Raw genomic sequence first — 12,866 nt, forward strand, 5'->3', positions numbered from 1 at the left:
AAAAATGAATCAGTTGTCTGCTTTTTGCCCGTAACGCTGCAAAGCCGAACAACACATTTTATTAATGGTTAAAGAATAATCGTGCGATTGCCGTAAACGAACACGCGTTGCGCTAACACCTGATACAGCGCGCGGCTCAATACGTTCTTCTCGACATCGCGGCCCGCGCGCATCATATCTTCGGCGGTATAGGTGTGATCCACATGAATCACGTCCTGCATAATGATTGGGCCTTCATCCAGATTGTCATTCACATAGTGCGCAGTGGCACCGATTATCTTCACGCCGCGCTCGTAAGCCTGATGATAGGGGCGGGCGCCAATGAAAGCGGGCAGGAACGAGTGGTGAATATTGATGATTTTATTCGGGAAGCGGGACACGAATTCTGGCGTTAATACGCGCATATATTTCGCCAGTACCACGTAATCCGGCTGGTGCGCTTCAATGGCCTGCGCCATCTGCTGGTCATGAGCTTCACGCGTCAGGCCTTCATGACTAACCAGTTCAAACGGGATATCAAACCGTTCAACCAGAGAACGCAGCGTTTCATGGTTGCCAATCACGGCGGCAATATCGACATCCAGGCCACCGTAATTTGCTTTCATCAGCAGATCGCCAAGGCAGTGCGCCTCTTTGGTGACCAGAATGACAACGCGGCGACGACCGGCAGGATTCAGCTCGCGTACCGAACCTTCCGGGAGCGCACTATCGAGATCCGCAAGCAATGTGGCGTCGTTAAAAATACCTTCGAGCTCGGTACGCATAAAGAAACGACCGGTGCGGTGATCGACAAATTCATTATTCTGCACAATGTTCAGTTCGTGCTTGTAACAAATATTGGTGATTCGCGCGATGAGGCCTTTCTGATCGGGGCAAATGGTGCGCAAAATTTTACGTTGTGTTGAATGCATTGCCGGGTAAATCCTGTTGATGGTGTTTGCTATAAGGTGCTGGCTGGCCTATTGCCCGCAGCACTTTTTGAATTTTTTACCTGACCCACAAGGGCAGGGATCGTTACGGCCAAATTGCGGCCGCGTTCCGTCGATATAGTACCACTGGCCGTTCTCCTTTAAGAATCGGGAACGCTCGATAATTGCGCCGTCTTTGCCATGCTCATTAAACCGCGCCACGAAGCTGACGAAGCCTTCATTATCATTTTCGCCGTAAGCATGCTCAAATACCGTCAGCCCGCGCCATGTGGTCGCCGCGAAGCCCGCTTCAATTTGCTGGCGGAACGCCTCCGCGCCACAAGATGGGTGCCAGGTTTTTACCAGGTACTCTGACTGATGTAACACAAAAGCCGTATAGCGCGATCGCATCAGGCGTGACGGATCCGGCGCAAGCTGCGCACCAGACAGATAAGGCTGGCAACATAGGCTATACTCCAGAGCGCTACCGCAAGGGCAAGATTGTGACAAAATAGCATTCCAGGAATAAAAATAACGGCGCGTTAGCGCCAGGGTAGCGATATGTTAACTGAGCCGTAGCGCTGTGGCTACAGTAAGCCGGGGGAAGTAAAATAAGCGTTATGAGAAAGGTAAAAATTGGTCTGGCGCTCGGTTCCGGCGCGGCCAGAGGTTGGGCGCATATCGGCGTGATTAACGCATTACAGCGTGCCGGTATCGAAATTGATATTGTAGCGGGGTGTTCCATTGGCTCACTGGTCGGTGCCGCTTACGCGTGTGGTCGTCTGCCGGCACTGGAGAAATGGGTACGCTCTTTTGGCTACTGGGATGTGTTGCGACTGATGGATCTCTCCTGGCAGCGTGGTGGTCTGTTGCGCGGTGAACGCGTGTTCAATCAGTATCGCCAGTTGCTGCCATTCGCGGATTTTAACCGTTGCCAGAAACGCTTCGGCGCGGTGGCAACCAACCTTAGCACCGGGCGCGAGCTATGGTTCACTGAAGGGGATTTACATCATGCTGTTCGCGCCTCCTGTAGTATGCCCGGGTTAATGTCACCGGTTCCGCATAACGGTTACTGGCTGGTAGATGGCGCGGTAGTGAATCCCGTACCGGTTTCCCTTACCCGCGCGTTAGGTGCGGATGTGGTGATTGCCGTAGATTTGCAGCATGACGCCCATCTGATGCAGCAAGATCTGCTGTCGGTGAATCTTTCTAATAATGATAAAGACAGCGACACGGTTGCCACGCAGCGCTGGCATCAACGTCTGCGTGAACGGCTGGGGCGGATCGCGCCAAAACGGCCGATCGCGCCGACGGCGATGGAAATCATGAGTACCTCTATTCAGGTGCTTGAAAACCGGCTCAAACGTAATCGTATGGCTGGCGATCCGCCAGATATTCTGTTGCAACCTCTCTGCCCGCAAATTTCGACACTCGATTTTCATCGGGCTGATGCTGCTATTGCTGCAGGGCAACTGGCGACAGAAAAGAAAATGGATGAGTTGCTTCCTTTGGTACGGACCCTTTCGTAAGTAGATTTTTTATAGACTTCAGCAAATTCTGACAGGCGATTATCGGCGAAGCATGCCACTATTGATCTATCGTCAGGCAGGGGAGATAAGATGACGCAGCCGTTGGCCGGAAAACAGATACTGATCGTTGAAGACGAGCCCGTTTTCCGCTCTCTGCTGGATTCGTGGTTGCAATCTTTAGGCGCGATAACGCTGCTGGCAGAAGATGGGGTTGTCGCGCTTGAGCTGTTGGCAGCAAATAATCCCGATCTGATGATTTGCGATCTTGCTATGCCGCGCATGAATGGCCTGGTCCTCATTGAGACGTTACGCAATCGGGGCATGCAAACGCCGGTGCTTGTGATATCGGCGACAGAAAATATGGCGGATATCGCTAAAGCATTGCGTCTTGGCGTTCAGGATGTCGTTCTTAAACCCGTTAAAGATCTTAATCGTTTAAAAGAAACGCTTTTCGCTTGTCTTTATCCCAATATGTTTAATTCACGCGTTGAGGAAGAGGAGCGCTTGTTTCAGGACTGGGACGCGCTGGTCGATAATCCTCAGGCCGCGGCGAATTTGTTGCAGGAACTTCAGCCTCCGGTGCAGCAAGTTATTTCCGGTTGCCGGGTAAATTATCGGCAACTGGTTTCTGTTGAAAGCCCTGGCCTGGTGCTTGATATCGCGCCGATATCAGGTCAGGACCTGGCGTTTTATTGCCTGGACGTGACGCGTGCAGAAAATAACGGTGTGCTGGCGGCGCTGCTGTTGCGCGCCTTATTTAATGGATTACTGCAAGAACAGCTTTCTCACCAGCGCCAGCGTTTACCCGAGATGGGTGCGCTGCTCAAGCAGGTAAACCAATTATTGCATCAGGCTAATTTACCCGGTCAGTTTCCACTGCTTGTCGGTTATTACCACAGTGAACTGAAAAACCTGATACTTGTTTCGGCTGGTCTTAACGCAACGTTAAATACCGGCGATCATCAAATTCAAATCAGCAATGGTGTGCCTCTCGGTACGCTTGGCAATACCTATTTAAATCAGCTGAGCCAGCGTTGCGACTCCTGGCAATGTCAGGTGTGGGGCGCCGGCGGCCGGCTGCGTTTAATGTTGAGCGCGGAATGAGCGATCGAATCATACTTTGCAGATAGATTTACCCTCCGCATAAAAACGGGTGGTACTATCGCCGCAGTTTATGCGTATTAGTCCTAATTAGATGTTAGCGCGTCCTTTTCAGACCTGGTCAATGGGTTGGTACTGATATACTCAGACGCGAGTTAATTCATGAACATGTTCAAGCATGGACAGTCCAGGAGATTTTCAATGGCTGCAATAAATTCGAAAGTGACTAAAGCAGTAATCCCGGTTGCGGGATTGGGAACCAGGATGTTACCAGCGACTAAGGCAATTCCTAAAGAAATGTTACCGCTGGTTGATAAGCCATTAATTCAGTATGTCGTAAATGAGTGTATCGCTGCCGGCATTACTGAAATCGTTCTGGTAACACATTCATCTAAAAACTCTATCGAAAACCACTTCGATACCAGCTTCGAACTCGAAGCAATGTTGGAAAAACGCGTAAAACGTCAGTTGCTGGAAGAAGTTCAGTCTATTTGCCCGCCGCACGTAACCATTATGCAGGTGCGTCAGGGGCTGGCGAAAGGTCTGGGACATGCCGTATTGTGCGCGCACCCGGTAGTAGGTAACGAGCCCGTAGCGGTTATTCTGCCGGACGTTATTCTGGATGAATACGAATCCGATCTCTCCCAGGATAACCTGGCTGAGATGATTAAACGTTTTGATGAAACCGGTGCCAGCCAGATCATGGTTGAGCCTGTGGATGATGTTACTGCTTACGGCGTAGTGGATTGCAAAGGCGCAACGCTGAACCCGGGTGATAGCGTTCCAATGGTGGGTGTGGTTGAAAAACCGAAAGCTAATGTCGCACCTTCTAATCTTGCCGTTGTGGGTCGCTATGTTCTGAGCGCAGAAATTTGGCCGCTGCTGGCGAAAACACCTCCGGGAGCAGGTGATGAGATCCAGCTTACCGATGCTATCGATATGCTAATCGAGAAAGAAACCGTAGAAGCCTATCATATGAAAGGCAAAAGCCATGACTGCGGTAATAAACTTGGCTATATGCGTGCATTTGTAGAGTACGGTATTCGTCACAATTCGCTGGGCGAGGAATTTAAAGCCTGGCTCGAAGAAACTGTCGGCGCCGGGAAAGCATAATACGCTTTCTTTAGTAGTCTGAATAAGGCCGGAGATAATAGTGCATCGCACCGCTTATCTCCGGCCTTTTTTATTTGTGAATGTTCCTAATGAAAAGGTTATGTCAAAGCGGTGCAGAAGATATCGCACAAAACAATAAATGAATTGACCAGAATTTGAGCAGCACGCATTTGAGAAACCTATATTCCAGATGCCATACACTATATTTGTGAAGAGAATGTGTGCTTTATCAAAAAAAATCCCGCCAGTTGGCGGGATCCTTTTGAAATCTGGCTTGATTACTCTTCGATCAGGAAATCGTCGAGTTGTTTGCCTTGTTCGTCCATTGCTTTTTTGATTACTGCTGGAGTACGCCCCTGACCTGTCCAGGTTTTAGTCTCGCCATTTTCATCAACATAGCTATATTTAGCCGGGCGTGCTGCACGTTTTGCTTTAGTACCAGTCTTAGCGGTAACCATGCTGTTCAGCAATTCGTTCGGATCAATACCGTCAGCGATCAGCATTTCACGATATTGTTGTAATTTACGCGTACGTTCTTCAACTTCAGCTGCGGCAGCGCTTTCTTCCTCGCGGCGCTCATTAACCACAACTTCTAATTTCTCCAGCATCTCTTCGAGCGTTTCCAGAGTGCATTCTCTTGCTTGCGCACGAAGAGTACGGATGTTGTTCAGAATTTTAAGTGCTTCGCTCATTGTAGTAATCTCAAACTTATATTGGGGTGGTTTGTCGGGCTAATAATAGAGCGTTAATTTCGTCAGTGCAATAGCTGTGAATGTAAGGAATTCAAAATGCCGCTTTATTAAGTCGATTTATAAATATCGCTAACTTAAATTTTTCTTGAAGAAACGCACAAAAAACCACTTATACCGAGGTACTGGCAGCGCCGTTTACGGCGTGTTTATGCATGAACTTCTGATTAATCTGATCCGTGTTTATAGCCATTATGGATAAATATCGACCTTAAGTATTCCAGCGTTGAAAGTGCTTCTTCCTTAAATTATTAATAATTTCCGTATGCCTGGCTGAGAATGTTCCGATTAAAAAAATTTGTAAGATCATGAATTTCTTATTGCTGTTTCTTTGGCAGTAACAACTCAAAGGATTAACTATTGGAATATCTATGAGTCTGCTATTGAGGATGGATTTACTTCAATCGCGGAGCGACCACAGGAGGAGCAGATAAAATATGGTACACTCCTCGCCGGGAATATCACACTTTGATTGGGGTTTTGCACGCAATGGCACAGCTTTATTTCTACTATTCAGCAATGAATGCGGGGAAATCAACAGCGTTACTACAATCCTCTTACAATTATCAAGAAAGAGGGATGCGCACGGTGGTTTACACCGCCGAAATTGACGATCGTTTCGGAGCAGGCAAGGTTAGCTCTCGTATCGGCTTATCTTCACCCGCGCGGTTGTTTAATCACAACTCCTCGTTGTTTGACGAAATCAACGCAGAGCATCAACAACAAGCTGTGCACTGTGTTCTGGTCGATGAGTGCCAGTTTTTAACGCGTGAACAGGTTTATGCGTTATCGGAAGTTGTCGATCAACTGGATATTCCGGTGCTCTGTTACGGTTTGCGTACGGATTTTCGCGGTGAGTTATTTGTAGGTAGCCAATATTTGCTGGCCTGGTCAGATAAACTGGTTGAGCTGAAAACTGTCTGTTTCTGCGGGCGTAAAGCCAGTATGGTGCTGCGTCTTGATCAAGAAGGGCGCCCTTATAACGAAGGAGAACAGGTGGTCATTGGCGGTAATGAACGCTATGTGTCCGTGTGCCGCAAACACTACAAAGAAGCGCTGCAAGAGGGCTCTTTAACGACGATTCAGCAACGCGTCAGAGGTTAGTTTTTGCTTCCTCTCTTTCGCAATAAAAAAACCCGCCGAAGCGGGTTTTTTATTAGCGTTAACAATTAAGCGGGTTTCTTCGCTTTTTTGTCTGCTTTAACTGGAGCAGCTTCAGCTTTCACTACCGCCACTTCACCTTCTTTGTATTCACGACCGTAGAAAGTATCCAGCAGGATCTGTTTCAGTTCGGAGATCAGCGGGTAGCGCGGGTTCGCACCAGTACACTGGTCATCAAACGCATCTTCAGACAGCTTATCCACGTTAGCCAGGAAGTCAGCTTCCTGTACGCCAGCTTCACGGATAGATTTCGGAATACCCAGTTCAGCTTTGATGCTTTCCAGCCATGCCAGCAGTTTTTCGATTTTCGCTGCTGTACGGTCACCGGCAGAAGTCAGGCCTAAATGGTCAGCGATTTCAGCATAACGGCGGCGTGCCTGCGGGCGGTCATACTGGCTGAACGCGGTCTGCTTAGTCGGGTTGTCGTTCGCGTTATAGCGAATAACGTTACAGATAAGCAGGGCGTTAGCCAGACCGTGCGGAATGTGGAACTGCGAACCCAGTTTGTGCGCCATGGAGTGGCACACACCAAGGAAGGCGTTGGCAAAGGCAATACCGGCAATGGTAGCGGCACTGTGAACGCGTTCACGAGCAACCGGGTTTTTTGAACCTTCGTTGTAAGACGCTGGCAGGTTCTCTTTCAGCAATTTCAGCGCTTGCAGCGCCTGGCCGTCAGAGAACTCAGAAGCCAGTACGGATACGTAAGCTTCCAGTGCGTGAGTGACCGCATCCAGGCCACCGAAGGCGCACAGGGATTTCGGCATATCCATCACCAGGTTGGCGTCAACAATCGCCATATCCGGCGTCAGAGCATAGTCTGCCAGTGGATATTTCTGACCAGTGGCATCATCGGTTACTACCGCAAACGGCGTAACTTCAGAACCGGTACCGGAAGTGGTGGTGATAGCGATCATTTTCGCTTTCACGCCCATTTTCGGGAACTTATAGATACGTTTACGGATATCCATAAAGCGCAGCGCCAGTTCTTCAAAATGGGTTTCCGGATGTTCGTACATCACCCACATAATTTTCGCGGCGTCCATCGGAGAACCGCCACCCAGCGCGATAATCACGTCTGGTTTAAAGGAGTTCGCCAGCTCAGCGCCTTTACGTACGATGGTCAGTGTTGGGTCTGCTTCAACTTCAAAGAACACTTCGGTTTCAACGCCGGCCGCTTTCAGTACAGAAGTAATCTGATCTGCATAACCATTGTTGAACAGGAAACGGTCAGTCACGATAAGCGCGCGTTTGTGACCATCAGTAATCACTTCATCCAGCGCGATTGGCAGAGAGCCACGGCGGAAGTAGATAGATTTCGGAAGTTTGTGCCACAACATGTTTTCAGCTCGCTTAGCAACGGTTTTCTTGTTGATCAGGTGTTTCGGACCAACGTTTTCAGAGATGGAGTTACCACCCCAGGAACCACAACCCAGAGTCAGGGAAGGCGCGAGTTTAAAGTTGTACAGGTCACCGATACCACCCTGAGAAGCCGGGGTGTTAATCAGGATACGCGCGGTTTTCATCTTCTGACCGAAGTGAGCAACGCGATCTGGCTGGTTATCCTGGTCGGTATACAGGCAAGAGGTATGACCGATACCGCCCATGGCGACAAGTTTCTCTGCTTTTTCGACCGCGTCTTCGAAATCTTTTGCGCGGTACATGGCAAGCGTCGGGGACAATTTTTCGTGGGCGAACGGTTCGCTCTCATCGACAACTTTCACTTCACCAATCAGGATCTTAGTGGTCGTTGGAACGGTGAAACCGGCCAGTTCAGCGATTTTATAAGCAGGCTGACCAACAATAGCGGCGTTGAGCGCGCCATTTTTCAGGATAATGTCCTGAACGGCTTTCAACTCTTTGCCCTGAAGCAGGTAACCGCCGTGGCTGGCGAAACGCTCACGAACCGCATCGTAGACAGAATCAACTACAACTACGGACTGTTCAGAAGCACAGATAACGCCGTTATCGAAGGTTTTAGACATCAGTACGGATGCCACTGCGCGTTTAATATCAGCAGTTTCATCAATCACAACCGGGGTGTTACCTGCACCTACACCGATCGCTGGTTTACCGGAGCTGTACGCCGCTTTTACCATACCTGGGCCGCCAGTGGCGAGGATCAGGTTGATATCCGGGTGGTGCATTAATGCGTTAGACAGTTCGACAGACGGTTGGTCAATCCAGCCGATCAGATCTTTCGGGGCGCCAGCGGCAATGGCTGCTTGCAGTACGATATCAGCTGCTTTGTTGGTGGCATCTTTAGCGCGCGGATGCGGGGAAAAAATGATGGCGTTACGGGTCTTCAGGCTAATCAGTGATTTAAAGATAGCGGTAGAGGTTGGGTTAGTGGTCGGAACAATACCACAGATAATGCCGATTGGTTCTGCAATGGTAATGGTGCCGAAGGTATCATCTTCTGACAGAACGCCGCAGGTTTTCTCGTCTTTATACGCGTTGTAAATATATTCGGAAGCGAAGTGGTTTTTAATCACTTTGTCTTCAACAATACCCATGCCGGATTCGGCAACCGCCATTTTTGCCAGCGGGATACGAGCATCTGCGGCGGCCAGAGCGGCAGCACGGAAGATTTTATCTACTTGCTCTTGAGTAAAGTTGGCATATTCACGCTGGGCTTTCTTCACGCGTTCAACGAGTGCGTTAAGTTCAGCGACATTAGTAACAGCCATAATGCTCTCCTGATAATGTTTAAACTCTTTTAGTAAACCAGCTGCCTAATTGGATAGTATAGACAGACCGGCTGCAGGTTGCGTAAATTTCATAAAAACAAAGAGTTAACGCTAAACCATCCACCACTGATTTACTGAAAGAGCCTCGAGGATACTACGCACTTACTGACACTTTTGAGCTCTTTTCGTGTCATCAAGATTACCCACTTCTGAGTAAGTGTTGCGTGATCTACATCAAATTTCAGCGAAGCTGACACCTTTCAGCAGCCCATTTTTGGGCGTTTGTAGCAAATGTTAATGGCATATGGCCAGGCGCGCTCTAAGATTATCACAATTCCCACAACTGAATAACATGCTGTATTGCTGCGAATTTCCACGGAAATCATGATGAACTACGCAGCGAAAACGCGTATCTTCTGCATGGATTTTCCTGTCGTGCCGATAGGTTATTTATCTGACAACGTTACGAAACCTACTGTGGAGCACACCGTGTTCGATCTTCCCCTCTATTTTAAATTTTTTATTGGCCTGTTTGCGTTGGTCAATCCGGTCGGCATTATTCCGGTCTTTATTAGCATGACCAGCTACCAGATGACCGCCGCACGCAATAAAACGAATCTCACCGCCAATCTGTCCGTGGCCATTATTCTCTGGACATCTCTGTTTCTTGGCGATGCCATATTGCAGCTGTTTGGTATTTCGATCGATTCGTTCCGCATTGCCGGGGGCATTCTGGTGGTGACTATTGCCATGTCGATGATCAGCGGGAAACTGGGTGAAGATAAGCAGAATAAACAAGAAAAGTCAGAGACAGCCATCCGCGAAAGTATTGGCGTGGTACCGTTAGCCTTGCCTCTGATGGCGGGGCCGGGGGCGATCAGTTCCACCATTGTCTGGGGAACACGCTATCACACCGTTGAGCATCTGATCGGTTTTACCGTTGCGATTGCGCTGTTTGCGCTCAGCTCCTGGGGACTATTTCGTATCGCGCCCTGGCTGGTGCGTTTGCTTGGGCAAACGGGTATCAACGTCATTACACGTATTATGGGATTGTTACTTATGGCGCTGGGTATTGAGTTTATTGTCGCGGGGGCGAGATCGCTATTTCCTGGTTTGCTGAACTGATTCACTTCTTCCTTTAATAAGGAAATAAAAAGGTTGTCGTTATGCTTTCTTCTATATAGCGATGACCGTTTTACGTTGCAAAATGGCTGTCAAGGAACGCGCAAAATCAGCAAAACATATGACGAAAGCGCAAAACGGCGGAAAGTATAATAAATTACACTAATCAGAAAATCTGTTGTCAATCAGCGAATTATAAGTATAACGAATCTCTGCTGTGCGGAATTCGCGCAATCGCACCTGTTATTTCTGTCACATAATACTATTGGGCTTGCCGTGACATAATTGAAATGATATTAGTACTTTCAATCTTCTCGCAGATGAATGTGCTAAAAAGTAGTCAATTGTTGCTTTTTTGTGCAAAAAAGCACAGCGTCAGTCGAAAAACATCACATGGTGGTGATGTTCATTTATCTCATTGATAATAATAGATAAAAATTTAACAGGGAGGCTGAAAAGCTATTGCCTTGCGCTTGATGCTGTGTCGTAAAAGAGAAATGGTTAACAAATTTGCAAAATGTATTGGCGGCAGCAGAGGGCATTTGTTATTTTCCGCCCATTATGTTTCTCGACCTTATAATTTGCAGAATAAACAGCTCAGATGAGAATCGTTTTCATATAAAACGCTCGTCATAATGAACACCGCGCGTCTCGACAGGGGAGAAGCGTAACAGAATCGACGCAAGATTGCCGTTTGAGCAGTCCGTAATAAAAAAAGTCGGTGATAGCAGCAGTAAAAAAGATGTCTGATAGCGCCAAAAAGCTCCTGCGCTATACAGGCCCCCAATAGGGGATGAAACACGCTGGCGTGAACGTCAGTAATTATAATGAGTGGAGTAACAACACAATGTCCATCATCACAAAGAAAAGTCTGGTAGCTGCGGGGATTTTGACTGCACTAATTACCGGTAACGCGGCAATGGCTGCCGATGTACCGGCAGGAGTACAACTGGCGGAGAAGCAAACGCTGGTTCGTAACAACGGTTCTGAAGTGCAATCTCTCGATCCGCATAAAATCGAAGGGGTTCCTGAATCCAACATCAACCGCGACCTGTTTGAAGGTCTGCTGATCTCCGATGTTCAGGGGCACCCGACTGCCGGTGTCGCAGAGTCGTGGGATAATAAAGATTTCAAAGTCTGGACCTTCCATCTGCGTAAAAACGCGAAATGGTCCGACGGTACGCCTGTAACGGCGCATGATTTTGTTTATAGCTGGCAGCGTCTGGCGGATCCGAAAACCGCTTCTCCGTATGCGAGCTATCTGCAGTACGGCCACATCGCCAATATCGACGATGTTATCGCTGGCAAAAAACCGACCAGCGATCTTGGCGTAAAAGCAATTGATGATTACACCTTTGAAGTCACCCTGAGCGAGCCGGTTCCTTATTTCTATAAACTGCTGGTTCACCCATCTGTTTCGGCTGTGCCTAAAGCTACCATTGAAAAATTCGGCGAAAAATGGACCCAGCCGGCGAACATCGTGACCAACGGTGCTTACAAACTGAAAGATTGGGTGGTCAACGAACGTATCGTTCTTGAGCGCAACACCAATTACTGGGATAACGCGAAAACCGTTATTAACCAGGTAACGTACCTGCCAATCTCTTCTGAAGTAACGGACGTTAACCGCTACCGCAGCGGCGAAATCGACATGACTTATAACAACATGCCGATCGAACTGTTCCAGAAGCTGAAAAAAGAGATTCCTAAAGAAGTACACGTCGACCCGTACCTGTGTACTTATTACTACGAAATCAACAACCAGAAAGCCCCGTTCACTGACGTTCGCGTTCGTACCGCGCTGAAACTGGCGCTGGATCGCGACATCATCGTCAACAAAGTGAAAAACCAGGGCGATCTGCCGGCATACAGCTACACGCCGCCGTACACCGATGGCGCAAAATTGACTGAACCGGCCTGGTTCAAAATGACCCAGGAACAGCGTAACGCGGAAGCGAAAAAACTGCTGGCCGAAGCTGGCTACACCGCAGACAAACCGCTGTCGTTCAGCCTGCTGTATAACACCTCCGATCTGCATAAAAAACTGGCGATCGCTGTGGCTTCCATCTGGAAGAAAAACCTTGGCGTAGACGTTAAGCTGGAAAACCAGGAGTGGAAAACCTTCCTCGACACGCGTCATCAGGGCACCTTTGATGTTGCACGTGCGGGCTGGTGTGCGGACTACAACGAACCGACCTCCTTCCTGAATACCATGCTCTCTGACAGCTCCAACAACACGGCGCACTATAAGAGCCCGGCGTTTGACAAGCTGATCGGCGACACGCTGAAAGTCACTGACGAAGCACAGCGCAGCGAGCTTTATTCCAAAGCTGAACAGCAACTGGATAAAGACTCGGCGATCGTTCCGGTTTACTACTACGTGAACGCCCGTCTGGTGAAAACCTGGGTTGGTGGCTACACCGGTAAAGACCCGATGGATAATATCTACGTTAAAAACTTGTATATTATCAAGCATTAATGGCAATGAGTGGGGCA

10 protein-coding genes are annotated in these 12,866 nt (G+C 48.6%); 6 read left to right on the forward strand and 4 right to left on the reverse strand.

Annotated elements, in window-relative coordinates; translation table 11 throughout:
* Positions 1-68: 68 nt before the first annotated feature.
* A complete protein-coding gene (purU, locus tag H650_RS01040; RefSeq protein ID WP_016495830.1) occupies positions 69-911 on the reverse strand; it encodes a formyltetrahydrofolate deformylase in 843 nt (280 codons plus the stop codon).
* A 48-nt stretch (positions 912-959) separates the two neighbouring features.
* Positions 960-1,418, reverse strand: coding sequence for a YchJ family protein (locus H650_RS01045; RefSeq protein ID WP_071925192.1), 459 nt, complete (start codon positions 1,416-1,418; stop codon positions 960-962).
* A gap of 110 nt (positions 1,419-1,528) precedes the next feature.
* Between H650_RS01045 and rssA the strand changes: the two genes are divergently transcribed.
* The 3 genes from rssA (at position 1,529) to galU (ending at position 4,651) form a co-directional block, all read left to right on the forward strand.
* Positions 1,529-2,437 carry a patatin-like phospholipase RssA gene (gene rssA, locus H650_RS01050; protein WP_016495832.1) on the forward strand — a complete coding sequence of 303 codons (909 nt, stop codon included), beginning with the start codon at positions 1,529-1,531 and terminating at the stop codon, positions 2,435-2,437.
* A 90-nt stretch (positions 2,438-2,527) separates the two neighbouring features.
* Positions 2,528-3,541: a two-component system response regulator RssB gene (gene rssB, locus H650_RS01055; protein WP_016495833.1), complete on the forward strand. Its 1,014-nt coding sequence runs from the start codon at positions 2,528-2,530 to the stop codon at positions 3,539-3,541.
* A gap of 198 nt (positions 3,542-3,739) precedes the next feature.
* Positions 3,740-4,651 carry a UTP--glucose-1-phosphate uridylyltransferase GalU gene (gene galU / locus H650_RS01060; RefSeq protein WP_017457161.1) on the forward strand — a complete coding sequence of 304 codons (912 nt, stop codon included), beginning with the start codon at positions 3,740-3,742 and terminating at the stop codon, positions 4,649-4,651.
* 278 nt (positions 4,652-4,929) lie between these two features.
* Here galU and hns read toward each other — a convergent pair whose 3' ends face one another.
* Positions 4,930-5,343, reverse strand: coding sequence for a histone-like nucleoid-structuring protein H-NS (hns, locus tag H650_RS01065; RefSeq protein WP_017457162.1), 414 nt, complete (start codon positions 5,341-5,343; stop codon positions 4,930-4,932).
* Positions 5,344-5,889: 546 nt separating this feature from the next.
* Between hns and tdk the strand changes: the two genes are divergently transcribed.
* A complete protein-coding gene (tdk, locus tag H650_RS01070; protein WP_016495836.1) occupies positions 5,890-6,504 on the forward strand; it encodes a thymidine kinase in 615 nt (204 codons plus the stop codon).
* 65 nt (positions 6,505-6,569) lie between these two features.
* Here the strand turns inward: tdk and adhE are convergent, their stop codons facing one another.
* Positions 6,570-9,248 carry a bifunctional acetaldehyde-CoA/alcohol dehydrogenase gene (adhE, locus tag H650_RS01075; RefSeq protein ID WP_016495837.1) on the reverse strand — a complete coding sequence of 893 codons (2,679 nt, stop codon included), beginning with the start codon at positions 9,246-9,248 and terminating at the stop codon, positions 6,570-6,572.
* A gap of 477 nt (positions 9,249-9,725) precedes the next feature.
* On the opposite strand from adhE, the gene H650_RS01080 reads away from it, so the two are divergent.
* Both H650_RS01080 and oppA read left to right on the forward strand, forming a co-directional pair.
* Positions 9,726-10,373, forward strand: a complete 648-nt coding sequence (locus tag H650_RS01080) for a YchE family NAAT transporter (protein ID WP_044489637.1) — start codon at positions 9,726-9,728, stop codon at positions 10,371-10,373.
* Positions 10,374-11,217: 844 nt separating this feature from the next.
* The gene (gene oppA, locus H650_RS01085) at positions 11,218-12,849 is read left to right on the forward strand and encodes an oligopeptide ABC transporter substrate-binding protein OppA (protein WP_016495839.1); all 1,632 of its coding nucleotides are present in this window, start codon (positions 11,218-11,220) and stop codon (positions 12,847-12,849) included.
* Positions 12,850-12,866: the final 17 nt, after the last annotated feature.

Origin of the sequence: Enterobacter sp. R4-368 (genome assembly GCF_000410515.1) — a bacterium.
In the GTDB taxonomy this organism is placed as follows: domain Bacteria; phylum Pseudomonadota; class Gammaproteobacteria; order Enterobacterales; family Enterobacteriaceae; genus Kosakonia.